General features: G+C 46.8%; 20 protein-coding genes. 16 read left to right on the forward strand and 4 right to left on the reverse strand.

All coding sequences use genetic code 11. The annotated features are described in order from the left end of the window. Positions 1–239 precede the first annotated feature (239 nt). Both VIG27_RS01265 and VIG27_RS01270 read right to left on the reverse strand, forming a co-directional pair. On the reverse strand, positions 240–1580 hold the full coding sequence (locus VIG27_RS01265; RefSeq protein WP_394524552.1) for an MATE family efflux transporter: 1341 nt from the start codon (positions 1578–1580) through the stop codon (positions 240–242). 9 nt (positions 1581–1589) lie between these two features. After that, positions 1590–1931, reverse strand: coding sequence for an ArsR/SmtB family transcription factor (locus VIG27_RS01270; RefSeq protein ID WP_394524555.1), 342 nt, complete (start codon positions 1929–1931; stop codon positions 1590–1592). Positions 1932–2363: 432 nt separating this feature from the next. On the opposite strand from VIG27_RS01270, the gene licT reads away from it, so the two are divergent. The 5 genes from licT to VIG27_RS01295 all read left to right on the forward strand — a co-directional run bounded on the left by licT (position 2364) and on the right by VIG27_RS01295 (position 10226). After that, positions 2364–3203 (forward strand): BglG family transcription antiterminator LicT, encoded by an 840-nt coding sequence (gene licT, locus VIG27_RS01275; protein ID WP_394524556.1) that lies wholly within the window; start codon positions 2364–2366, stop codon positions 3201–3203. A gap of 202 nt (positions 3204–3405) precedes the next feature. After that, positions 3406–5280: a beta-glucoside-specific PTS transporter subunit IIABC gene (locus VIG27_RS01280; RefSeq protein ID WP_394524557.1), complete on the forward strand. Its 1875-nt coding sequence runs from the start codon at positions 3406–3408 to the stop codon at positions 5278–5280. Positions 5281–5300: 20 nt separating this feature from the next. Then, a complete protein-coding gene (locus VIG27_RS01285; RefSeq protein ID WP_394524560.1) occupies positions 5301–6740 on the forward strand; it encodes a glycoside hydrolase family 1 protein in 1440 nt (479 codons plus the stop codon). 48 nt (positions 6741–6788) lie between these two features. Further along, a complete protein-coding gene (locus VIG27_RS01290) occupies positions 6789–8396 on the forward strand; it encodes a DUF1593 domain-containing protein (protein ID WP_394524561.1) in 1608 nt (535 codons plus the stop codon). A gap of 87 nt (positions 8397–8483) precedes the next feature. Then, positions 8484–10226, forward strand: coding sequence for a carboxylesterase family protein (locus VIG27_RS01295; protein WP_394524562.1), 1743 nt, complete (start codon positions 8484–8486; stop codon positions 10224–10226). 71 nt (positions 10227–10297) lie between these two features. On the opposite strand, the gene VIG27_RS01300 is transcribed toward VIG27_RS01295, so the two are convergent. After that, the gene (locus tag VIG27_RS01300; protein ID WP_394524563.1) at positions 10298–11008 is read right to left on the reverse strand and encodes a response regulator; all 711 of its coding nucleotides are present in this window, start codon (positions 11006–11008) and stop codon (positions 10298–10300) included. After that, positions 10983–12578, reverse strand: a complete 1596-nt coding sequence (locus VIG27_RS01305) for an ATP-binding protein (RefSeq protein ID WP_394524565.1) — start codon at positions 12576–12578, stop codon at positions 10983–10985. The genes VIG27_RS01300 and VIG27_RS01305 overlap by 26 nt, the downstream gene beginning before the upstream one ends. A gap of 182 nt (positions 12579–12760) precedes the next feature. Here VIG27_RS01305 and VIG27_RS01310 point away from each other — a divergent pair, with 182 nt between their 5' ends. The 11 genes from VIG27_RS01310 to VIG27_RS01360 all read left to right on the forward strand — a co-directional run bounded on the left by VIG27_RS01310 (position 12761) and on the right by VIG27_RS01360 (position 26171). Further along, positions 12761–13933 carry an NAD(P)-dependent malic enzyme gene (locus tag VIG27_RS01310; RefSeq protein WP_394527361.1) on the forward strand — a complete coding sequence of 391 codons (1173 nt, stop codon included), beginning with the start codon at positions 12761–12763 and terminating at the stop codon, positions 13931–13933. Between the two features lie 33 nt (positions 13934–13966). Then, the gene (locus tag VIG27_RS01315) at positions 13967–15283 is read left to right on the forward strand and encodes a 2-hydroxycarboxylate transporter family protein (protein WP_394524567.1); all 1317 of its coding nucleotides are present in this window, start codon (positions 13967–13969) and stop codon (positions 15281–15283) included. Between the two features lie 421 nt (positions 15284–15704). Beyond that, positions 15705–16505, forward strand: coding sequence for an alpha/beta hydrolase (locus VIG27_RS01320; protein ID WP_394524568.1), 801 nt, complete (start codon positions 15705–15707; stop codon positions 16503–16505). A gap of 253 nt (positions 16506–16758) precedes the next feature. Beyond that, complete coding sequence (locus VIG27_RS01325) at positions 16759–17685, forward strand: LysR family transcriptional regulator (RefSeq protein ID WP_394524569.1); 927 nt, start codon at positions 16759–16761, stop codon at positions 17683–17685. Between the two features lie 82 nt (positions 17686–17767). Continuing rightward, positions 17768–19405: a nickel ABC transporter substrate-binding protein gene (nikA, locus tag VIG27_RS01330; protein WP_394524570.1), complete on the forward strand. Its 1638-nt coding sequence runs from the start codon at positions 17768–17770 to the stop codon at positions 19403–19405. 113 nt (positions 19406–19518) lie between these two features. After that, the gene (gene opp1B / locus VIG27_RS01335; RefSeq protein WP_394524573.1) at positions 19519–20460 is read left to right on the forward strand and encodes a nickel/cobalt ABC transporter permease; all 942 of its coding nucleotides are present in this window, start codon (positions 19519–19521) and stop codon (positions 20458–20460) included. Position 20461: 1 nt separating this feature from the next. Further along, a complete protein-coding gene (gene opp1C / locus VIG27_RS01340; protein ID WP_394524576.1) occupies positions 20462–21286 on the forward strand; it encodes a nickel/cobalt ABC transporter permease in 825 nt (274 codons plus the stop codon). Then, positions 21286–22116, forward strand: coding sequence for an ABC transporter ATP-binding protein (locus VIG27_RS01345; RefSeq protein ID WP_394524578.1), 831 nt, complete (start codon positions 21286–21288; stop codon positions 22114–22116). The genes opp1C and VIG27_RS01345 overlap by 1 nt, the downstream gene beginning before the upstream one ends. Beyond that, a complete protein-coding gene (locus VIG27_RS01350; protein ID WP_394524581.1) occupies positions 22113–22910 on the forward strand; it encodes an ABC transporter ATP-binding protein in 798 nt (265 codons plus the stop codon). Before VIG27_RS01345 ends, VIG27_RS01350 begins: the two co-directional genes overlap by 4 nt. A gap of 19 nt (positions 22911–22929) precedes the next feature. Next, the gene (locus tag VIG27_RS01355; RefSeq protein ID WP_394524585.1) at positions 22930–23874 is read left to right on the forward strand and encodes a M14 family metallopeptidase; all 945 of its coding nucleotides are present in this window, start codon (positions 22930–22932) and stop codon (positions 23872–23874) included. A 92-nt stretch (positions 23875–23966) separates the two neighbouring features. After that, on the forward strand, positions 23967–26171 hold the full coding sequence (locus VIG27_RS01360) for a DNA topoisomerase III (protein ID WP_394524587.1): 2205 nt from the start codon (positions 23967–23969) through the stop codon (positions 26169–26171). Positions 26172–26187: the final 16 nt, after the last annotated feature.

Below are 26187 nucleotides of genomic sequence, written 5' to 3' on the forward strand. Positions count from 1 at the left end.
TGTCAAAAACCATGGGGCAGTACCCCATTTTACTGGGCGCAGACAAAAAGCTTGAGAGTTTGGAAGCCTATGAATACAGTGAGGGAGCGCAGTTTCTTGCTGCGGAGGCATTGAAAGAGGATGTACGTCCGCTTTATGTACTGTGCACAGGGGCCTTAACGGATATGGCCGCTGCAATACTGAAACACCCGGAGATTCAGGACCGGCTGACGGTTGTCTGGGTGGGAGGCGGACGCTATTTATCTGCTGGTGCGGATTGTTTTCCATTTCCCGGTAAGGTACTGCAGGTAAGAGATCAACAGGTTCACAAACCATCCCATGGGAACGGCATACCATACCATGGCAACTCCAAAGCGTGGTGCCATAGTCAGGGCAAAGATGACTCTCAGTGACAGGTTTGCAAGGTTTGCAATGGTAAACATCTTCATGTCGGCAGCACCTCTTAGCAGTCCGTCGGTACTCATCTTAAGTCCGATCAGAATGAAAAAGAAGCCCATAAACCGTAAGTATCCGGTTCCGGTCTGATATGCCAGCTCGGTTCCGCCTCCGCCCAGGAACAAGCCTACGATTGGCGTGTGGAAGAATTCCAGTATGATGCAGGTAATGACTGCAAAGAATAGAATATATCCGTTTGCCGCCCGGAAGCCTTTCTGCACCCGGTCCTGTTTTCCTGCCCCCAGATTCTGTGCGGTGTAGGAGGACATGGCATTGCCGATGGCAGCCATGGGGACGATGAAAAGACTTTCCACCCGCATGGCAGAGGAAAATCCTGCCAGCACCTCGCTTCCGAAGCTGTTTACCACAGACTGGACCAAAAGCATGCCGATGGCCACGGTGGACTGCTGGAGAATGGAGGGCAGCGCCACCTTTGACATCTCGGTAAAGGCGGAAGTATCAAACGCCGTATCCAAATAGGAGTAATATTTTTTAAATTCCCGAACCAGCAAAAGAAAGGAAAGTACCACAGACACGCCCTGTGCCAGAAAGGTGGCCCATGCCGCCCCTTTTACCCCCAGTCCCAGGCTGTATACCATAAAAACAGCCAAAGCGATGTTTAACAGGGAGGAAAAAATCAAAAGATATAAAGGTATCCGGGATTTTCCGATGGCATTAAAAATAGCGGAAATGATATTATACATAAATAAAAACGGAAGTCCCCAGAAGTAAATCTCAAGGTAGTCCGAAGCCATCGTAAGGATGTTTGCCGGGGTATTTAAATATATCATAAAGGTCCGGCCAAAGACCAGCCCCACCACGGCCAAAACAATGCTTAATATAAGAAAGGATATAAGAGCCGTACCGGTGGACTGTATCATTTTCTTATAATTGCGGGCCCCTAAATAATGGCTGGTGATAACGGTTGCTCCCACACCGCCTCCGATGGCAATGCAGATAAAAACGTTGGTAAAGGAATAAGATGCCCCGATCGCCGCAAGTGCATCTTCACTTACAAAACGGCCCACGATGACAGAATCAGCCATGGTATAAAACTGTTGAAACAAATTGCCTATGATCATAGGAAAGGTAAAAAAAGCCAGTGCTCTGGCCGGTTTATCATTGATTAGATACTCCTTGTCCATTTCAGACTCCTATCTTTGGTTATATTCATGTTTTCTTCCGCATTCGTATTCGCAGAAGCATTCCGTTGTCAGGGTTTCTTCTGTTTTCTCGGAAGTGATCCCTTCTGCAAATTGTTCAAAGATTTGTTTCACGTAATTCACATTTACAAGATAATGCATATGATATCCCATTTTGGTGCCTGTTATAATGCCGGCTTTTTTTAGGATGTTCATCTGCTGGGACACTGCCGGTTCACTGATTCCGATTTTTTGGGAAATGGCCCTGACGCAGTAATGACGTTCCATCAGCAGACGAAGGATCTGGTACCTGGTAGAATCTGTGATCACATGCAGCGCCTGAATAAAATCCATAAAACGGTCCTCCTTTTTTTCTATTGCCTTTATTTAATTAAGTAAACACTTAATCAGAATAGCCCCGTCATTATCATTTGTCAAGAATAATTTTGCAAATTCCCCATGTTGCGGATTCCAACCAAAAAAAATTAAATCAGGATACTAATATTTAAAATAAGAGCTAGACTTGTAATAATTAATATGATAAGCTAAGTAATGGAGTACGGATAAAAATAATGCATAAAATTTGTAAATTTTGCACAAAAATAATTGGAGATATTGAACATAATCGCAATAGACTTCTTTTTTTATTCATGTTATACTTCAATTACAAAATAGATATGTAGTTTGTGACTGGTCAGGCAGGCAAGATCTACAGAGTTGTTATCACGTATCCGCTTTTATGTGATGTCCTCTGTGCTTGTCTTTTTTATTTACTTGAAGGGGACTATGAAGATTGAGAAGATACTGAATAATAATATGGTATTATCATATAATACTGAGGGAAAAGAAGTAATTTTAAAAGGAAAATCCATCGGCTTTGGTAAGAAAAAGGGCGATGAGGTGGACCGAAAGCTGGTGGAGCGGATATTTGTTCAGAATGACAAAAAAGATGCCCGCCACTTTGAAGAATATTTCGCAAAGCTTCCTCAGAAATATTGGGAAATCAGTGAACAGACAGTGGATTATGCCAAAAGTGAGTTTGGAATGCAGTTGAATGAGCGGACCATACTGACGGTGTGTGACCACATTGCAGGAGCTGCAGACCGGTACCGGAATGGAATTATTCTCCGCAATGCCATGATTTGGGAAGGAAAAAGGTTTTATCCCAATGAGTTTAAGGTCGGTCAGTATGCCCTTGATTTAATAAAAAGAAGGCTGAAGCTGACGATGGAAGAAGATGAAGCTATGTTTTTAGCCTTTCATTTCGTCTATGGGCAGCTGAACAGAAAAGAGCCTGAAGATCTTGAACTGATTACGAAGATTATCAAAGATATTGTGGATATTGTGGAAGCCTCTTATCAGGTAAAGTTAAATACCGAATCCTGGGATTACAGGCGGTTTGTCACCCACATTCGGTTCTTTGCCCAGCGGATGCTGCAGAATAAACAGTACGATAACACCGATGAGGAATGGTTTCATCTGCTGAAGGATAAATACCGGAAGTCTTATAACTGCATAGTAAAAATAGCCGATTACATCCATGACCAGTACTACTATGAAGTGGACCGGGAAGAGATGATGTACTTAATGATTCACATAGAAAAAGTAACAAGAGATTTGAATTAAAACAGAGAGATATGGGATTGTTACCGGACCGTATGATGGTCTGGGCAGGACCCTGCACATAAAGTAGGCTGCTGAGAGTTTTTGCAGGCTGCTTGTTGCAGGGTCCTTTTTTTCCTTTGAATGTGAAGGCTTCCCAAAACAGCGGGAACCGCCTTTTCAGATAGATAACAATAAATTAACCTTATAGAAGGGGGAAATAATTATGGCATTAGATTATGGGAAGACAGCCCAAACCGTCCTTGAAAAAGTGGGCGGAGAGAAAAATGTGGCAGGGCTTACACACTGTATCACCCGCCTGCGCTTTGTCTTAAAAGACAATGACATTCCTAAAGATAGTGAGATCGAGAAAATACCCGGTGTTCTCAGAGTCGTCCGTCAGGGCGGACAGTACCAGGTGGTCATTGGAAACGAGGTTGCCAAAGTATACAATGAACTGATGAAGCTGGGCAATTTTGAGGAAACAACAGGCTCAAAGGACGAAGAAAAATCCAAAGAGAATCTGTTCTCCCGTCTGTCAGGCTTTGTGGCTGGCTGTATGACTCCTCTGCTTCCGGCCATGCTTGGCTGTGGTATGATCAAGGTGGTTTTAACGCTTCTTACCACGTTTAACTTAATCAACACAACTGGAAGTACGTATATTATTTTAAATGCGGTAGGAGACACTTTCTTCTACTTTATGCCGGTTTTGTTAGCAATGACGACTGCCAAGCGTCTTGGCTCCAATATTTATCTTGCGATGGTCGTTGCAGCGTTTTTGATCCATCCAAATTTAAATGCCTTGCTGGCAGCAGGTAATACAACTTATTTCGGTCTGCCTGTAACTGCGGCTACTTATTCTTCCTCCGTACTGCCTGTATTATTGATGGTACCGCTTATGGGTTATATTGAGCGGTTTGCGGATAAAGTTTGTCCGGATCTTGTAAAAATATTTTTAAAGCCATTGCTTGTCATTTTTATATCTGTTCCGATTGCGCTGGTGGTTGTAGGACCGATCGGCAGCATACTTGGTAATTATCTGGCTATGGGAATTAATCTTTTATACAGCAAAGCAGGCTGGCTGGCTATTATGGTCCTTTCCGCTGCAATGCCATTTATCATTATGACTGGAATGCATTATGCGCTTCTTCCAATCAGTACCATCGGACTCACAAGTCTGGGCTTCGATGCGGTCGTAATTATTACCATGTTCTGCTCCAATCTGGCACAGGGTGCTGCATCTCTTGCCGTTGCAGCCAAGACAAAGGATAAAGATTTGAAATCGACTGCGACTGCAGCTGGTATCTCAGCGGTCGTTGCGGGAGTTACAGAACCTGCCATGTATGGTGTTACATTAAAGTACAAGACACCTATGTTGGCATCAGCAATTGGTGCAGGAATTGCAGGCTTGTATGCGGGAATTACTCATTTGGTTGCTTACTCTATGGGAGGTTCTCCTTCTGTATTATCTCTGATCCAGATGATTGGCGGAGAAGGATTCGGCAATATGATGAACGGTGTGGTTACTTTAATCATTGCAGTTGCGGCAAGTTTTATCGCCACCATGATTCTCTATAAACCGGAAGTAAAAGAAGAGGAGCCGGTTTCTCCTTCTGAAGCTGATAAGGAAGCAGAAAGAACATTAGTAGAGACCATTGAACTTTCCAGCCCGCTTACCGGAGAAGTGATTCCTTTGGCACAGGTAGAGGATGCCGTATTCTCAGGAGGAGTCCTTGGGGAAGGCGTTGCAATCATTCCTTCAGAAGGAAAAGTGTTTGCTCCGGCCGACGGAACCATCAGTGCAGTCACCGATACAAAGCATGCCATAGGCATTACAACAGATCACGGTGTGGAAATGCTTATCCATGTAGGTCTTGACACGGTACAGTTAGGCGGAGAAGGCTTTACGCTTCACTGCAATATGGGAGATAAAGTAAAGAAGGGAACCTTGCTGCTGGAGTTTGATATGGATAAAATTAAAGAAGCAGGATTTCCGCTTACCACTCCTGTCCTTGTATCCAACATGACGAATTTTGTCAGTTTGAAAGCAAGTGAGGATAAACAGGTGAAATCCGGAGATACTCTGCTGACAATTGTTTAATAAAATGAAAGAGGTGTAATATGTCTGTATTTAAAGAAAATTTTCTATGGGGCGGCGCTGTAGCAGCCAATCAGTGTGAAGGTGCCTGGAATGAGGCAGGAAAGGGAATTTCCGCTTCCGACGTATGTACCGGAGGTTCTCACAAAAGGTCCAAGCGGATTACCAGGACCATAGAACCAGACACGTTCTATCCAAGCCACGAGGCCATTGATTTCTATCATCATTACAAGGAAGACATTGCTTTATTTGCAGAAATGGGCTTTAAGGTATTCCGTTTTTCCATCGCATGGACCAGGATTTTCCCCACCGGAATGGAAAACGAGCCAAACGAAGCCGGACTGGAATTTTATGACCGTGTGATTGATGAGTGTTTGAGCCATAATATCGAACCTCTGATTACCATTTCCCACTATGAGATGCCTTTCGCTCTTACGGAAAAATACAACGGCTGGTCTTCCAGAGAATGTATTGATCTCTATGTGAGATATGCAAAGACGTTATTCACCCGTTACAAAGGAAAGGTGAAGTACTGGCTGACCTTCAATGAGATCAACTCAGGAACCATGCCGATGGGCAACTTCCTGTCACTGGGTATTTTAAATGAAGGCACAACCGAGTTTAACAATCAGGTGGATATTCCTCAGCTTCGTTTTCAGGGGCTTCATCATCAGTTTGTTGCCAGTGCATTGGCAGTAAAGGCAGGCCATGAGATTGATCCGGACTGTAAGATCGGCTGTATGATTGTTCAGATCACCACCTATCCGCTGACCTGTAACCCGGATGATATTCTGGAGGCACAGCACCAGAATCAGATATTGAACCAGTTCTGCGGAGACGTTCAGGTCCGTGGAGAATATCCTTATTTCATGAAACGTTACTTTAAGGAGCATAATATAGAAGTGGCCATGGAGCCGGGCGATGCGGATATTTTAAAAGAGGGCTGTGTGGATTACTACACCTTCAGCTACTATATGTCCAACTGTGCCACAACGTCAAAGAATGAGGCTCAGACTTCCGGTAATATCATGGGTGGAGCAAAGAATCCATACCTGGAGGCAAGTGACTGGGGCTGGCAGATTGATCCCAAGGGACTTCGCTATACGTTAAACGAACTTTACGGACGTTACCGCATTCCTCTTATGGTTGTGGAAAATGGTCTTGGGGCTTACGATAAGATTGAAGAGGATGGAACCATTCAGGATGATTACCGCATCGACTATTTAAGAAAGCATATCGAACAGATGAGAGAAGCAGTGGAAGATGGTGTGGATTTAATGGGATATACGCCATGGGGCTGTATTGATCTTGTAAGTGCTTCTACCGGAGAGATGGCAAAACGTTACGGGTTCATCTATGTTGAAAAATACGATGACGGCAGCGGAGATTTATCCAGAAGAAAAAAGAAATCCTTTGACTGGTATAAGAAAGTAATTGAAACCAACGGAGAGGTTTTAGCGTAACAACGGTGTAGCGCATAACGGAACATGATATTAGAGAGGAACGGAAAGATGGCTTCTAAAACTACGAAAAGGTGCTTATCAGCAATTTTGCCGGGGATGCTATGTCTGAGTCTTTTGATATCTGGCTGCGGACGGAAACAGGAACCTAACATACCGCCGGTTCCTGATCCGCCGGTCAGTAAGACCGAAAAAGCAAGAACGGTTATCACGACGGACGGTGAAGTCGATGATATGAACTCTGTCATCCGTTTCCTTTTATATTCCAATGAAATGGACTTATCTGGTATTGTATTGACAAGCTCTATGTATCACTATGCAGGGAATAAAGAAAAGGGGATCGAACCTCTGCGATGGACAGGGACCAAGTGGCTCTATGATATGCTTGATGCGTATGAAGAAATTTATCCGAATCTGGTCAAGCATGCAGACGGGTATCCGAAACCTGAATTGATCCGAAGTGTGACAAAGATCGGAAATATTTCCAATAAGGGCGAAATGGAAGAAGAAACAGATGGCTCCAGGTTTTTGGAGGATTTGTTCTTAGACGACGACCCCAGGGATCTTTATGTACAGACCTGGGGCGGCACCAATACGACTGCCAGGGCGCTGAAATCCATTGAGGAGAAGTATAAGGGAACGGACCAATGGGAAACCATTAGAAAAAAGGTGAGCGATAAGCTGATATTGTATATTATCCTTGACCAGGACGAAAGCTATAATGACTATATTGCAAAAAGCTGGCCGGATATCCGTATTTTAAATGACCAGTCTAACTTCTGGCATTTTGCTTATGCGTGGAAATTCCACACCGATGAGGTGAACAGCCGGCTCCAGGGAGAATGGAACTATAAAAACATTTTAACAGGCCATGGGAAGCTGCTGGAAATGTATGCCTTAATAGGAGACGGAAAAATGATTGAGGGTGAGCTTCCGGAGGAACAGAGAGGAAGCGAGGAGTATTTGAAAAATAATCCTCAGTATCACCGGTATGACTTTATTTCAGAAGGTGATTCCCCCTCCTTTATGTACCTGATAGACAATGGTATGCGCAGCATGGAGAATCCGTCTTACGGAGGCTGGGGAGGACGATTCGGTGCTGTAAGTGACAAGCTGTACCGCAATACGGAGCTGGATTTCAATCCATATACCGGCCGGTATGAAGCGGAATATTCTCTGATGAGATGGTTTGATGATATTCAGGACGATTTTGCGGCACGTGCAGATTGGGCGGTGGCAGAAACGTATGCGGATGCAAACCATAATCCTACTTTGAAGATTAAGGAAGGAATTGACATTACGGCAGCGCCGGGAGAAACGGTCACTTTAACGGCTGAGGGCAAAGACCCGGATGGGGATAAACTGACGTATCATTGGTGGAGATATTTTGAAGCCGACACCTATCGGGAGGCTAAAACCGAGGTACCCAAGGTAGAACCGGAAATCTCTGGAGATATGCAGCTTGGTCTGCATCGGGAGCTGGCTGAGGGTGAGAAGACGGATTCCATCGAATTAAATGGCAAGGATACCCCAACGGTAAGTTTTACGGTCCCTGAAGATGCCGGAACTGGAGATACGATTCATATGATCGCTGAGGTACAGGATGATGGGGAGCATAATCTGAAACGTTACCAGCGGGTGATTTTAACGGTTGAATAAGAAAACCGGCCTTCAATCAATGGATTAAATTAATAAGTGCAGGGAATGATCTTCTGCATCAAATATTCAAACAGGGGAGTTTGTTATATGAAAAAATATGGTATAGCAGCCGGACTTATCCTATTTGCTGCGGTAATGGCGGCAGGCTGTGGAAGATCCGGGACAGCAAAAGAAATGGAGTCAGGGAGTAAGGAGACCGGACCGGCAGCGGAGACCTCTTCCCTGGCAGAGGAGAAAGAGGAAGACGAAACCGTAGTTACCACCACCTATGGTCCGGTAAAAGGGATAAAAGAAGGGGAACTATTGACCTGGTACGGGATTCCATATGGAAAGGAACCCTCCGGGGAGCTGCGGTGGCATAGCCCGGTAAGTCCTGATCCATGGACCGATGTCCTGGACTGCAAAGCGGCTTCCAAGCCGGCCCTCCAGCTTTCCGGAACAGAGGTCACCGGCAGTGAAGACAGCTTGAGACTCAATGTTTTTGCAAAGGAAGGAAGCGAAAATCTTCCGGTTATGGTCTACATCCATGGAGGAAACAACCAGACGGGAAGTGCTGGAGAGATTCCGGGTACGGACATTGTGAAGAATGCAAACTGCGTGTATGTATCCGTGGATTACCGTCTGGGACTTTTGGGCTTTAATTCTCTGCCGGCCCTTCAGACGGAAGAAAACAGCACAGGAAATTATGCAATGCTGGATATTGCATCTGCGTTGGACTGGGTGAAAGACAATATCAAAGCCTTTGGCGGAGACCCGGAGAATGTGACCATATCCGGTTTTTCAGCCGGCGGCCGGGATGTGATGGCAATGCTGATCAGTCCCGTATTTAAAGGCAAGTTCCAAAAGGCCATCGCGTTCAGCGGCGGCATGACAACGGCGGATGAAACGTTAAGTGCAGAAAAGATTTCAAAAGCCCTTGCCCCGCTTGCGGTGGAGGATAAGAAAGCCGCCAACGAGGAAGAGGCGGCAAAGTGGCTGATGACGGATGGAGCAGATGTAAAAGAGTATTTGTATTCGATCTCTTCCGAGCGTCTTGTTCCGTTAATGGGCAATGCCATGATACGAATGAGTGTATTTCCTCATCTTTACCGGGATGGGGCAGTGATTCCGGAAAACGGGTTTGATACGGAGGAATATAACCAGGTTCCTCTGATGATGCTTACTGGAAGCTCTGAGTTTTCCATGTTTTGTTTAGGAGATCCTTACTTTGAAAGTGAGGACATGAAAGGCTACTCCGAAGAAGAGATAAAGAACGCCAAAGCCTTTGCAAGCAAATACGGCAGTGAGATGTACCGTATTTTTAATGCACAGGCCAGTGCGGAGAAGATGGCAGACCGTTATCAATCCGATATCTATATCTGTCAGGTTGATTACGGCAGTACTGGTGCGGCAAAGAAGGATCTGGGGGATTATGGGGCATTCCACGGAATCTTCGTTCCTATGCTTACAACCAAAAACAATTATACAGACATTTTCAAAGGGGCTTTTGAAAAACCAGGCTATAGGGCTATGGCTAAGGAATATAACCAGTATTTGGCGAATTTCCTGGCCTCCGGAGATCCCAATGGGGAGGGACTCGCAACCTGGAGCAAATGGTCACCGGATAAAAAGGTTTCCATGGTCTTTGATGGGACGGAAAGCGATGCGGTGGTTGAAGAAAAAGACGTCAGCACCACATATGATGACATCATCAAGGCAATGGAAGCGGATACCAGCGTTTCGGCAGAGATCAAGGATAAGCTGATCAGAAATGTATTGAACGGGCGTTGGTTCAGCAGTGCTCTGGATAAAAAGTATCAAAATAAAGACCTATGGCAAACCACGGAATAATAAAATGAATCAAGCGTCTGAAACTCTTTTTAACGGGGAGTTTCAGACGCTTTTTTTAAGGGAAAAATCTCCTAATCCTCATACGAATTACTGGAATACTCTACCCTTGGCCTGCCTCCGGTGGAATAATCCACCCGGCTGCGGACCTCATTGTTTTCGATGAGATAGTTCATATATCTACGGACGGTGACCTTGGAAAGTCCGGTTTCGGCAGAAATCTGTTCGCTGGTAAGGTATTCCCCCTGATAGGACTGAAGGCAGAAATGGATTCGGTTGAGAGTCTGGCGCTGGACGCCTTTTTGCAGTTCCATTTCCCTGCTTTGGGGAGACGGGCGCCGGACACTGATCAACTGGTCGATATCCTCTTGTGTAAACTCCATGCCGGTTTCCATCACCGTCCGTTTCAGTAAATATTTATCCATGGCCTGTGCAAACCGCTCATAGCGGAAGGGCTTGATTAAATAGTCCACGATCCCCAGCCGGAGTGCCTCTTTGATATGAGGGGCATCGTTGGCGGCGGTGATCATGATCACATCAGCCTCGTTGTTCTGTCTGCGAAGTGCTTCTAAAAGCTCCAGCCCTGAAAATTCCGGCATGTAAAGGTCTAAAAGGAGCAGATCCACCTTTGTTTTTTCCAGAAATTCCAATGCGTTCTTTCCATTATAAAAAGTGGCAATTACCTGAATCCCAGGCGTTTTCGCCGCAAATTGGTTGTTAATGGAGGCCACCATGCGGTCATCCTCCACGATAACAGTTTTAATCATCCCTGTTTCCTTTCTCATGTTGAGCCTTCTTTTTGTTGATAATAATGGTAAAAGAGGTTCCCTCTCCCGGTTCCGATTCGATGTCCAGATATCCCTCATGCTTCTGCACGATCTCCCGGACCAGGTGCAGTCCGATGCCATGTCCTTGTTCCTTGGTGGTATACTGACGGTCAAACACCAAACCGATCTGGTCCTTTGTCATCCCGCATCCGGTGTCATCGACCACAATGGTAAGCCCTTTTTCGTCAGAAGCGATAAACAGTTCCGTCTGCTTCATATCCTGCTTTTCTTTGACCGCTTCAAATGCGTTTTCCAGCAGATTTCCGATAATGGTGACCAGTTCTCCGGTGGAAAGATAATCCGTGTGTTCGCTTAGACAGCTGTCCTTGCGGAGTATGAAATGGATATCCAGTTCTTTTGCCCGGCTCTGTTTTCCGAAAAGCAAGGCGGCCACTGTCCGGTTCTTTATCTGATGAATGATGGTGTGGTAGCCATTTTCCGTTTCAGAGGCTTCTCCGGTGATGAATTTGACGGCTTCCCGGACCTCTCCAATCTGGAGAAGGCCGGAAATGACGTGCAGCTTATTTAGATATTCGTGGGTATTGGCTCTTAAGGCTTCCACGATGTGGTTCATGCCGGTCAGCTGTTCCGCCATCTCAACAACTTCAGTCCTGTCCCTGGTAATGAGCAGGATGCCTTTGGTTCTGTCATCTTTCACAAGGGGGATCAAATTTACCAGAAGCATATTTCCGTTGATTTCAAACAGGATACCTGTCCGGGTACGGCCGGAATGAAAGCATTGCTGAATCAGCGGATACACAGGAAGCTTGGCCGACATCCGTTCTTCCGGAAAAAATGCTTTGGCGGACTGGTTCCGGTATAGGAATTCTCCGTCCTTTCCCACAGCCGCAATCCCTTCATTTAATCTGTCCAGAATTTCTTCTCTCTGTAAATACATTCTCACAAAGGTTCCGGGTTCAAATCCCAGAAGGGACTTTCGGATGCTTCGGGAAATGATGTATGCAAAGAAAATACCAAACCCCAGTATGGCTGAAAAGATCAGAATGAAGTGAAGGATGGCGGACCGCTGTGCCCGGTGGATGGTTTCAAGACTGGCACTTACCATGGTAAAGCCCACAAGCGTACCTTCTTTATTATAAATGGCGTGAAACGCCCGTTTCTGGACGTCTGAACTTCCCTGGGTTTGCGTGATATAAGGCTTGGACCCTTTCAAAACCGCCTCCTCATCGCCGCCTGCAAAAATCCCTCCAATGCGGCTGTGTATGGGATGGTAAAGGCGGATGCGGTTGGTTCCTGTGATTACAATGTAATCAATATCCGGCGATTCCTTTACCAGAAGATCAAGCTTCTTTCTCTTGTCCATGGGAAACTCTTTTTGTTCCACTGCCTTTATGATACCGTCATCCTCAGAGATCAGCTTGGCAGTCCAGGAGATCTTATCCTCCAGATTTAAGTCCATATATTTTAATTGAAGCGGAAGAATATAAATGCCCATCAGAACCATAAGCCCTAAGATCAGCAGACTGTATCCCAACAGCAATTTTTTCATCACAGACAACCGGTTCATTCCTGTTCCTCCTTACGGCTTGTAAACCATGGGGTATTTTCTCCATTATATAAAAGAAACATTTGTATTTCCACTTTTTTTACTTTCTAAAGTCTTTCTTTATTTATTAAAACTTTTCATTGTTCCGGATTGTGATAAAGTGAAATCAGAAGCAAAAAGAATGTTAGAAAGGGGAACAAATGATGGATTATAATGAGCTGGCACTTAAAATGCACGAGGAACACAAGGGGAAAATCGAGGTGGTCTCAAAGGTTAAGGTAGAGGACCGGGACGATCTAAGCACTGCCTATACGCCGGGGGTTGCAGAGCCATGCCGGAAGATTCGGGATAACAGGGAGGAGGTCTACCGTTATACGGCAAAAGGGAATTTAGTTGCGGTTGTATCGGACGGTACCGCAGTTCTGGGGTTAGGAGATATCGGTCCGGAGGCAGCCATGCCGGTCATGGAAGGAAAGTCCATACTCTTTAAAGCCTTTGCAGGCATTGATGCTTTTCCAATCTGTCTTGATACAAAGGACACGGAAGAAATCATTGAAACGGTAAAACGGATTGCGCCTACCTTTGGAGGAATCAATCTGGAGGATATTTCGGCTCCCCGCTGTTTTGAGATTGAAAGGCGTTTAAAAGAGGAACTGGATATTCCGGTATTTCATGATGACCAGCATGGAACTGCCATTGTGGTTTCTGCAGGGCTGGTAGGTGCCTTAAAGTTTGTGAAAAAGGATATTCATAAGGTAAAGGCCGTCATCAATGGAGCTGGTTCCGCCGGAATCTCCATCTGCAAGCTGCTATTGGAAATCGGCATAGGAGATGTAATTTTAGTAGATAAGAATGGAATCCTGGCGCCGGGAGAGGAATGGATGAATCCGGCCCAAAAGGAGATGGCGGAGAAAACCAACCGGGAAAGGCTGCATGGAAACTTAACGGATGCCATGAAGGGCAGGGATATATTCATCGGTGTATCCGCACCCGGAGTGGTTACGGCAAAGATGGTTTCCACAATGGCAAAGGATTCCATCGTATTTGCAATGGCAAATCCGGTGCCGGAGATCACCCCGGACGAAGCCAAGAGGGGAGGCGCCCGGATCGTTGCCACAGGCCGTTCTGATTTTCCAAACCAGATCAACAACGTTCTTGTTTTTCCCGGCATATTCCGGGGGGCACTTGATGCAAGAGCAAAGGATATTACGGAGAAGATGAAAATTGCTGCGGTTTACGCCATTGCCGATATTATTCCGGAGGAAGAACTGATCGAAGAGTATATTATTCCAGGCGCCTTTGATAAGAGGGTGGCAGAACGGGTGGCAAAAGCAGTTGCAGAGACGGCAGTGGAAGAGGGCATAACCAGATCATAAAAAGAATACGCTGCGCAAACAGGAGGGAAAAGAATGATAGATGCACAAGCAATAAAAAAGCCGGCTTCCGGGACCAGAGTTTTTGAGGGCATTCAAATTATGGGGATGTCACTTCCGGTCTATTTTCTGGTCAGTTTTCTGATCTTATTTGCTTCCATAACGGAGATACTGCCTCAAAATATGGTAGGCGCTTTGGCGGTCATGATGGTGCTTGGAAGCCTGTTTCATCGGATGGGAAGCCGGATTCCCATCATACGTTCTTATCTTGGGGGAGGAGCTGTATTCTGTATTTTTGCCTCCTCAGCCCTGGCAACCTTTGGTCTTCTGCCTGCCAGCGTTGTACAAAACTGTAAGAACTTTATGAATGAAGTGGGATTTTTGGATTTTTATATTTCAGCTTTGATAACGGGAAGCATTCTGGGAATGAACCGTGATCTGTTAAAAAAAGCTGCCATACGGTTTCTGCCGGTATCGTTCCTCTCTATGGCATGCGCCTTACTTATAGCCGGAATCATGGGGATAATTACCGGTTATGGATTTGGTGAAACCATTCTCTACATCGCCATGCCGATGATGAGCGGGGGAATGGGAGCAGGGGTGATTCCTCTGTCGGGCATTTATGCAAATGCCACCGGACTTGACAGTGCCGTTATTGTATCAAGGATGATTCCGGCTTCCACCATAGGCAATGTTCTTGCCATAATCTGTGCGGCACTGATTGCCAGGCTTGGTGCCGGGTTTCCGTCTCTCAATGGCAATGGCAGGCTTATGGAGGTTGGGGAGGAACCGGCAGAGGAACAGAAAAAACCGGCCCTCACCGTGGAGGCAATGGGAACGGGACTTGTTTTTTCCCTTGCGTTTTTTACGGCGGGTGCAGTGATCAACCGGATTTTTCCCAATATCCATGCCTATGCATTCATGATCATTCTCGTGGTCATCTGTAAAATATGCGGTTTCATTCCTTCAAAGTATGAGGAAGCCGCCGTATCCTGGAGCAAGTTTGTCATGCAGAACTTAACCAATGCTCTTTTGGCAGGAATCGGGATTGCACTATTGAATTTAAAGGTGCTGGCGGCGGCCCTGTCTCCGGTGTACTTACTGATCTGCGTGGCAATCATCCTGACGGTATCGGTCTGTTCCGGGATTCTTGGAAAGCTGGTAGGCTTTTATCCCGTGGAGGCTTCCATTACCGCAGGACTTTGCACCAACAGCATGGGCGGCACAGGAAATATTGCAGTGCTGTCTGCGGCTGATCGAATGGAACTCATTCCCTTTGCCCAGATGGCCACCAGGCTGGGAGGCGCCATGATCCTGATCTCAGCCAGTTTTTTGGTCCGCTTGCTGACCTAGGGTACTGCAAAACTGTTTTTAGCAGAATATTTTGTAAATTAAAGGAGTTATTGAGAAATGGTTTCAATAAAACCTCTTGATTTTTTGATTGTCCCATGATACTATATGGGTAGTTAGCTAACACTAACTACGTGTGAATATTCTATACATCAGACTAACCCTCTGAGATTCTCCTTCATTGACCCGTGAAGGATCATGACTCCTACGAAAAGGCCGTCCCTGTAACCGCATGACAGGGCCGGCCTTTTCGATTTTGCTGTGGAAAACCAGACGAACATTGGGAGATTACCGGGAAAACTATACATTTCTTGCGTATTAAAAAAAAAAAATGTTTCACCTGGTTTTCCTGGTTCGTTCTTTGTATAATAAGAAAAAATGGAAATTTTAAGATTTCTGATAACAAGTGTTAGGAGGACCAATCATGGCCAGTATGAATTGTCATTATTACAGTTTTTCTCTGATGCGTTCCGTGGATATCAATGTGATTATCCCAACTCCGGAGAGCGATGAACAAATCACCAACGAGGAAACAAAGAAGGCGTACCATTATGAAACCGGACTTCCGGTTCTCTATCTGCTTCATGGTGCGTTCGGGGATTACAGCTCCTGGGTTCGTTATTCCAACATTGAGCGGTATGCCCAAAAGCATTGTGTGGCAGTGGTTATGGCCTCTGCAGCAAATAGCTTTTACCAGGACATGTACCGGGGAGATGCCTATTTTACATTTTTTACAGAGGAGCTTCCGGCGTTTATCGGAAGTGTTTTCCCCATTTCCAAAAAGCGGGAGGATACCTTTGTGGCAGGTCTTTCCATGGGAGGATACGGCGCCTGGTTTATGGCGCTTTCTAAACCGGAGCAGTATGCGAAGGCAGCCAGCCTGTCCGGGGCGCTTGACCTTGCCATGACTTATGAGGGGACGAAACAAGGGGATATGAAAGGACCGTTTTTCTGGGAGCAGATCTTTGAAAATCCGGAGTTGATTTCAGGAAGTGATGCAGATCTTCTCACTCTTTATGACCGCTGTGAGGCCGCGGGAACGATCCCGGAGCTTTACTATGCCTGCGGAACGGAAGACTTTGTATATGAGATGAATCTGTCCGTGAAAAGAGGGCTGGAGGAACGGGGAGCCAATGCCGTTTACGAAGAAGGTCCGGGCGGTCATACCTGGGATTTTTGGGACACGTATATCCAAAAAGTTTTACAGTGGATGCTTCCGGTATAAATGAAAAACCTTTTCATTATTACTGCTTGCATTTTCCGGGTATCTATGATACTATACTGATAGTTAGTTTTAGCTAACTGCGTGTGAATATTCTAATCAGACTAACCCTCTGATCCATCCTTCATTTGACCCATGAAGGATCATGACTCCTGCGAAAGAGCCGCCCCTGTTACCGCATGACAGGAGCGGCTTTTTTGCAGCGTTTTTTACATAGAAAAAAGCGGATATCCAGGATAAGAAAGGGGAATTACCATTGGAAATCAAGCAATTGGAATACTTTGTGGCGACCGCAGACCACGGCAGTCTGAATAAGGCGGCGGAGCAGCTCTATACCTCCCAGCCCAATGTCAGCAAGGTGATCGCCAATTTGGAAAAGGAACTGGGCGTTGCATTATTTGAACGCAACAGCAGAGGGATGAAAATTACGGAGCAGGGGAATCTGCTTTATGGCTATGCCCGTTCCATTTTAAAAAGCTCCAATATGATCCACGCTCTGGTTCAGAAGAAGACCGGCAGTTATTTCTGTGTTTCCGGCTATCAGAGCAGTATTCTCACCAGACTGGTGGCGGATATTTATGAAAAATATAAAGGCAAAGGCATCAAATTCGGTTACCGGGAGGGAACGGTGGAGGAAATCACCGATGATGTATCCGAACACGTATCGGAAATAGGCATCGTTTACCTGGCTCACTCCCAGCTTCCCTGTTTCCGCCATATCATGTGGCATAAGAAACTGGAATACCACCCCCTGGCTGACCGGGGCATCTGCATCTATATGGGGAGAAACCACCCCTGGTATCATAGAAAATTTCTGGAATTTGATGAATTAAAGGAACTGAAATTCATTGAGGGGACCGAAGATTTTTTTGCCATGGAACACCACATTGAACGGATCAGTGTGGGTGCGGTTCAGATGGAAAATTTGGATAATGCGGTCTATACCAACAGCGATTATATGATTCATAATATGCTAAAGCATACCGATGTCTGCTGCATGGGAATTGATTTTGTTTCCAGACATTATGAAGCCCAGGAAATTAAGGCGTTGAAGGTGAAAAACTGTGAGAAGTTTTTAACCCTTGGATACGTCAAGCAAAAGAAAAAGGAGCTGTCCCCGGAAGCCCGGTTTTATATCAGCCAGCTGGAAATGAGGCTGAAAGGCTATAACGAATCGTTATAACAACGCCTCCCTGTTTTGATATTGGTAAGTTATGACTAACTATGCTATAGTAGATACCGTAATTAAAACAGGAGGTACCATTATGAAAAAAACGTTATTATATACGTGTCTTGCAGGTGTTTTGACTGCAGCAGTTTTAGCCGGCTGTTCCAAATCCGCAGCAGGAGGGAAAGAAGCAGCGGATGGTTCGGTAAAGGCGGAGGAAAGCCGGGCAGAAGGCGGGGGAAGCGAAGGAAAAGAGGAACTGGTATTTGTAAACTACCGTGATATCAGAGACTTAAACCCTCATCTGTATGCCGGTGAAATGTACGCTCAGGAAATGCTCTATGAGACTTTGGTGACCATTACGGAAGACGGATATGCGCCTTGTCTGGCAGAGAGCTGGACCATCAGCGAGGACGGCAGGACCTATACCTTTAAAATCCGCAAGGGAGTGACCTTCTCCGACGGTGAGGTTTGCGATGCCAATGCCATCAAAGCCAATTTTGACGCCATCATTGAGAATAAGGACCGCCATACCTGGCTTGAGATGATGAATCTGTTGGTAGGGGTTTCCGCTCCGGATGCAGAGACCTTTGTGATCGAGCTTTCAAAGCCTTATTACCCAATGCTTACAGAGCTTGGAGTCACCAGACCGTTCGCCATGATTTCCCCGAAAGCCATGAAGGACGGAAGCACCAAGGACGGGGTAAATGGATACATCGGAACCGGACAGTATGTGCTGAAGGAATCCGTAACCGATGAATATGCAGTTTTTGAGGCCAATGAGAATTACTGGGGAGAAAAGCCAAAGGTGAAAAAGATCACCGTAAAGGTGATTCCGGACAACCAGACCCGGATTCTGGCACTTGAAAAGGGAGAGATCGACTTGATCTTCGGCAAAAACATGATTGATGCCGATGCAGTAAATAAATATAAAGAAAGCAGTGATTTTGAAGTTGCTTTATCCAACCCGACTTCCACAAGACAGATCGTTCTGAATACGACCAATGAGATTTTAAAGGATACGGCTGTACGTCAGGCCCTGCAGCACGCCACCAACCGCCAGGCCATTTCCGACGGCATCTTTTACGGTTTGGAGGCTCCTGCAGATACGCTGTTTGCAAGCTCCATTCCTTATTGCAACATCGGGTTAAAGGCCTATGCATACGATGAGAAGCTGGCAGGAGAAATGCTTGATGAAGCCGGCTGGGTGATGGGAAGCGGCGGTGTCCGGGAAAAAGACGGAAAGGCCTTAAAGCTCAGCCTTTTATACAACAGTGACAGTGTAACGGAAAAGACCATTGCAGAATATTTACAGTCTGAATATGGCAAGCTTGGGATCGGCCTGGAAATCAAGGGCGAGGAGGAGCAGTCTTACCGGGATAACATGAAGGCAGGACATTTTGACATGGTGTTCAATATCTGCTGGGGAACCCCTTACGATCCCCAGTCCTCCCTGGCAGCCATGAGACAGCCGGTATACGGTGACTTTGCAGCGCAGCAGGGACTGGCGGACAAAGCGGAGATTGATGAGGCCATTACAGAAATTCTTGTTTCCACCGACGAGACAAAGCGTCAGGAGCTTTATACCTTTGTACTGACCAGACTTCATGAGGATGCAGTATACATTCCTCTGACTTATGAATGCAACAAGGCGATCTATACGTCTGACTTAAAAGGGGTCGGTTTCACCCAGACCCAGTATGAAGTTCCGTTTGGACAGATGTATTTTGAATAATGACAAAAGAGAAATGACTTTTGCCGGAATCCGAAGGGAAAACCGCAGAGGGGGGACCAGAGGCTGGTCCCCCCTTTTTAACCCTTCCCCTCATTGATTTTGGAGGTAATGAGATGAAATCTTATATTGTTAAGCGAACGCTGTCGGCCATACCGCTGCTGCTGCTTATATCGTTTTTATGTTTTGTATTTATCAATTTGATCCCGTCAGACCCGGCGGAGGTGGCCTTACGGGTCCGCCAGACTCCGGTCATCACCCAGGAGGCCATTGAACAGGTAAGAGAAGAAATGGGACTCAATGATCCCTATCTGGTCCGGTACTTCCGGTGGGTGGCAGATTGCCTGCAGCTGGATTTCGGAGTCAGCTATACCAATCCGTCAAGAACCGTACTGGGAGAGATCACCCGGTGTCTGCCGGCTACCTTTACCCTTTCCATGGCGTCTCTGGTGTTTGTGATTTTTTTAAGTCTTCCCATCGGTTTTTTGTGTGCAGTATACAAGGACAGCTTATTTGACCGGGTGGTGAGAGGAATCGTCTTTATGACCACGGCCATGCCTGCCTACTGGATCGGGCTTCTGCTCATATGGCTGGTCAGCATCAAATGGGATCTTCTGCCCACCAGCGGGAGCGGAAGCATTAAGCATCTGATTTTGCCTGCATTTACGGTCTCCCTCACTTATATTTCCACCTACATCCGCCTGATCCGCAATAACATGCTGGAAAATATGAAGGAGGATTACGTGCTGTATGCCAACGCCAGAGGATTGAAGCAGCGGACCATTCTGGTAAAGCATATCCTTAAAAACTCCTTACATACCTGCATCGTGGCCATCGGTATGAGCGTTCCCCAGCTTATGGCAGGAACCATTGTCGTGGAAAATGTATTTGCGTGGCCGGGACTTGGAAAGCTTTGCATTGCGTCCATTTTCAACCGGGATTATCCGGTCATCCAGACCTATGTGCTGCTGATCGGAACCCTGTTCGTTGTATTCAATCTTTTGTTTGATATTATCCAGAGCATCGCCGATCCGAGACTTAGAAGGGAGGTATCTTGACATGTGGAAACGGCTGTTTAAAAATAAAATGGCAGTGATCATGATGAGCCTGATCGTTGTGGTGGCGGTTCTTGGGATATTTGCCCCTTTGTTCGCACCCAATGATCCGTATGAAAACAATATTTTAAATAAATTTGCGGGCTTCAGCTTCCAGTATCCCTTAGGAACCGACCAGCTGGGACGCTGCATTCTTTCCAGAATGATCTATGGAATCCGTCCCACCCTGTTTTTATCCCTGATCACCATGGCGGGAACCATTGGACTGGGCTGCATTATGGGGCTGCTGGCCGGATATTTCCGGGGACCCGTTGATGAGATCATCATGCGCGCGGTGGATGTGATGATGTCGTTTCCCAGCCAGATCATGGTATTTGCTGTGGTCGCCCTATTGGGAATTGATGTGAGAAATGTGATCCTTGCAAACGTGCTGATCAAATGGGCCTGGTATGCCCGTATGATCCGTACCAATGTGATGAAATACAGGGATAAAAATTTTGTCCTCTTTTCCAGATGCATCGGAAGCGGAGAACGCTTTATCATGCTCCGCCATCTGCTTCCCAGTGTAGCGGCGGAGATGGCAGTCCTTGCCACTCTGGACATCGGCTGGGCCATTTTAAATATCTCCACCCTTTCCTTCCTGGGACTCGGGGTACAGGCGCCTACGCCGGAGTGGGGAGCCATGCTCAATGAAGCCAAGAATGTAATGACCACCAATCCGGTGCAGATGATTGCACCCGGACTTGCAATTGTGATCCTTGTGGCGGCCTTTAATCTTTTGGGAGATGCTTTGAGAGATGCCCTGGACCCAAAGGAGGTGCAGGAATAATGGAAGCAGTATTGAAGGTAACCCATCTTGAGGTGGAACACCGCACAAAAAAGAAGTCCACCCCCATTGTCCACGGAATTGATTTTGAGGTGATGCCGGGACAGTGCCTTGGGATTCTGGGAGAGAGCGGAAGCGGAAAAAGCATGAGCTTAAAAGGGGTCATGGGACTTTTGGGCGCTGATTTTACGGTAAAAGGAGAAGCCATGTTCCAGGGAGAGAACTTGATTGGAAAATCCAAAGAACAGCTTCGCCGGATACGGGGAAAGAAGATCGGCATGATTTTGCAAAATCCCATGACCTGCTTTGATCCCCTTTACCGGATCGGGGAACAGCTGGCAGAAACATACCGGGAGCATACGGACTTTAAAAAAGCGGAGATTTTAGAAAAATCGGTGAAAATTCTGGAATCCATGAGAATCAACAATCCGCTGGAGGTCTTAAAAAAATATCCCCACCAGTTAAGCGGCGGCATGCTGCAGAGAATTATGATCGGTCTTGCCATGTCCATGGAGCCGGAGTTATTGATTGCCGACGAGCCGACCACAGCCATTGATGCCATTACCCAGTATGAGATCATGAAGGAATTTGTGAGAATCAAAAAGGAATCCCAAACTGCCATGATCTTTATCAGCCATGATCTGGGAGTCATATCGGCCATTTCCGACCAGGTGCTGGTCATGAACCGGGGATACGCCGCAGATAAAGGGACCTTTGCACAGATTTATGAAAATCCCCAGGATGCCTATACCAGACTTTTGGTGGAAAAGAAAAAGGCGGTCATGAATAAATACCATCAGGCCATTCATAGAAAGGGGGAGGTTTTTGTATGATTCGGGCAGAGCATATCAATGTCAGCTTCAAAAAAGAAAATCAGACAAAGCTGTTTGGCACCGAGCGGCAGCAGGTCCTTCATGACGTATCCTTTCATGTGAAAGAGGGAGAGTGTCTCGGCATTCTGGGAGAGAGCGGAAGCGGAAAAAGCACGCTGGGCCGTGTATTATGCGGACTTTTAAAGCCCGATTGCGGGAATGTATATCTGGCAGGTGAGCCTTGCTATAAAGGGAGAAGAAAGCGAAAAACGGTTTTAAGCGTGGTGTTCCAGGATTATACCACCTCTGCGAACCCCAGATTCACCGTCCGTGGCCTGATCGCAGAAGGACTTCGGGCAAGGGAGAAGCGGGAGGGTCTCTCTCTTGACAGAGAAAAGGAAACCGATGATCTTCTTTGTCTGGTGGGCTTAGACGGCTCTTATAAGGACCGTCTGCCCCATGAACTGAGCGGAGGCCAGCTGCAGCGCGTCTGCATCGCCCGTGCCCTTGCCGTAAACCCTTCCGTAATCCTGTTTGACGAGGCCATCAGTTCCTTAGATGCCCATACCCAGGTGCAGATTATGGATTTATTAAAGAAGGTGCAGAAAGAAAAGAAACTGACTTATATCTTCATCACCCATGACCTTACCTCCGTCACCTATCTTTGCAGCCATGTCCTGTTTCTGTATCAAGGCCAGGCCGCAGAGATCCGGAGCGTGGATACCATCGGAGAAGCGGTCCATCCATACGCCAGAAAGCTGCTGCATGCCATATTTGATGTGGAGTCTATGGGACAGGAAGAAATGAGCAACTAAAAAGGAAGGAGGAAGTGCAATGCTTCAGATAGGGATGCAACAATTGAAAGAGGGAACCAGACTTGAGGGAATGCTTCCGGTCGTAAATCATGAACTAAAACTACCCTTTTGCGTCGTAAGCGGAGTTAAGGAAGGCCCGGTAGTTCTCATAACAGCAGGGATTCACGGGGCCGAATACATTGGAATCCGGACCGCCATGGAGCTGTCTGCAGAGATTCAGCCGTCACAGGTAAACGGGACCATCGTCTTTCTTCTGGTGGCCAACCCCCAGGCCGCCTATTCCTATACCCGGCTTTTCGTGCCTGAGGATGGGAAAAACCTAAACCGGATGTTTCCGGGGAAAAAGGATGGAAGTCTTTCGGAAAAAATCGCTTACACCATAGAAAAGGAACTACACAACCAGGCCGACTATTACATAGACTTACACGCCGGAGACAGTCATGAAAATGTCATGCCCTTTGTATATTTTGCAGGAGCGGCAAAGGAAGAGGTCAGCGAGACTTCCAAAAGGATGGCAGAAGCCACCGGGATGTCCGTAAGGGTCAAATCCTCTGCCACCACAGGCTCTTATAACTATGCCGCCATACAGGGAGTGCCCTCTATTTTGATGGAGCGGGGCGGAGGCGGTGTCTTTTCGCCGGAAGAACTGGACAGCTATAAGCAGGAAGTGAAAAATGTGCTGGCTCATTTAGGCGTTATGAAAGGGACTTGCGAACCTGAAAAGGTCCCACAAACCGAAGTGCTTACGGCAACTTACATAGATTCGGACCATCAGGGCTTTTGGTATCCTGCCAAAAAGCCGGGAGAATCCTTTCAAAAGGGAGAGCTTTTAGGGACCGTTGAAGATGTGTGGGGGAAAAAACTGCAGTCCTGTTATGCAGAATATGACGGCATCGTCCTTTATGAAACCGTAATCATGGGAGTGAGAGAGGGAGATTCCCTGATCGCATACGGGAAGGGGTAAGCCATAACCGTCTTTTGCCTGTCCCTTTCCGGTTGTAATAAACCGGGCAATGGGCTATAATTGGGAAAGAATTTCAAGTTTGGAGGAATTGCATGAAATCATTAATTATAGCAGAAAAACCATCGGTAGCCAGGGACATTGCCCGGGTCCTTCATTGCACCAGAAGCCAGAATGGGGTGATTGAAGGAGATAACTATGCCGTAACCTGGGGCCTTGGCCATCTGGTGACCTTGGCAGACCCGGAGGATTACGATGCCAAATATAAGGAATGGAAGCTGGAAGACCTTCCCATGATGCCGGAGCGGTTTCGGTTAGAGGTCATTAAGCAGACCGGAAAACAGTACCGCGTGGTGAAAACCCAGATTCACAGAACGGATGTGGGAGAGATCATCATTGCCACCGATGCCGGACGGGAAGGGGAGCTTGTGGCAAGGCTTATTCTGGAAAAGGCAGGGAATAAAAAGCCCATCAAACGGCTTTGGATCTCTTCTGTTACGGATAAAGCCATAAAAGAAGGGTTTGCCAGATTAAAAGACGGGCATGAGTACGATTCTCTATACGATGCGGCCATGTGCCGTGCCGAAGCCGACTGGCTGGTGGGGATCAATGCCACCCGTGCCCTTACCTGCAAATACAATGCCCAGTTAAGCTGCGGCCGGGTACAGACCCCCACCATCGCCATTATTGCAGCAAGAGAAGAGGAGATCCGGAGCTTTGTTCCCAAAGCCTACTACGGCATCAGCGCGAAGAGCTTAAATCCAGCCCTCACCTTTACCTGGCGGGATGAAAAATCAAAAAGCTACCGCTCCTTTGACAAAGACCGGGTGGAAGCCCTCATTAAAAAGATGAAAGAAGAAAAGGAGGGGGTAGTGACCGAAGTGAAAAGCGTTCCAAAGAAAACCTATTCCCCTCAGCTTTACGATTTGACAGAACTTCAGAGAGAGGCAAACCGCCGTTTCAACTATTCCGCCAAGGAAACCTTGAATATCATGCAGAGACTTTATGAAAACCATAAAGTCCTCACCTATCCAAGAACGGATTCCAGGTATTTAAGCTCCGATATCGTCCCCTCCATCAAGGAGAGGCTGGAAGCGTGCAGCGTGGGCCCTTACCGGAAGCTGGCAGGAAGGCTGATCAATCAGAAAATCGTGGCAAAGCCCTCCTTTGTGGACGATAAGAAAGTATCCGACCACCACGCCATCATACCAACCGAGCAGTTTGTCCAGATGGATCATATGACCTTTGAGGAGCGGAGGATCTACGATCTTGTGGTCCGCAGGTTCCTTGCAGTCCTTTATCCCCCCTTTGAATATGAGCAAACGGAGCTGACTGTGGATTTAGGGGGAGAAATCCTGGTGGCACGTGGAAAAACGGTCAAAGCGTCCGGCTGGAAGGAAGTTTATGAAAGTCAGGAGGAAGAGGACGAGGAACAGGATTTAAAGGAACAGAACCTTCCTCTTATGAAAAAGGGAGACCGGCTGTCAGAGCTTACCGTCTTTATGACCGAAGGAAAGACCAAACCGCCGGCACCGTTTAATGAAGCTACTCTTCTTTCTGCCATGGAAAACCCCGTTTCCTATATGGAGACAAAGGACCGGGAGCTGGCAAAGACTCTGGGGGAGACCGGAGGACTTGGAACGGTGGCCACAAGAGCGGATATTATTGAAAAATTGTTTTCCAGCTTTTTGCTGGAGAAAAAAGGGAAAGACATCTTTATCACCTCCAAGGCAAAGCAGCTTTTGAATCTGGTGCCTGAGGATTTAAAGAAGCCGGAACTGACGGCGGAGTGGGAGATGAAGCTTTCCGAGATCGCAGCAGGAAAGAGAAAGCGGGCCGCATTTATGAAGGACATCCGGCTGTATTCGGAGGACCTGGTCCGTCAGATCAAAGCGGGGGAGGGCCATTTCACCCATGACAATCTGACCAATACCAAATGTCCGGTCTGCGGAAAACGAATGCTCTCCGTCAAGGGAAAGAACAGCGAAATGTTAGTCTGCCAGGACCGGGAATGCGGTCACCGGGAGGTCTTGTCAAGAACCAGCAACGCCAGATGCCCGGTCTGCCATAAGAAGATGGAGCTTAGGGGCAAAGGAGACGGCCAGATCTTTGTCTGTAGGTGCGGGTACAAGGAAAAGCTTTCCAATTTCAAGGAACGGCGCGCAAAGGAAGGGGCCGGAGTATCCAAAAAGGATGTGGCAAACTATTTGAAAAAGCACAGCAAGGAAGCAAGTGAGCCCATCAATTCCCCGTTTGCCGATGCATTCGCAAAGCTTCAGATCAACAAAGAGGATTCGTGATAGAATCAAATACCGG

It is taken from the genome of Lacrimispora sinapis (assembly GCF_043633585.1).
Taxonomy (GTDB): domain Bacteria; phylum Bacillota; class Clostridia; order Lachnospirales; family Lachnospiraceae; genus Lacrimispora; species Lacrimispora sinapis.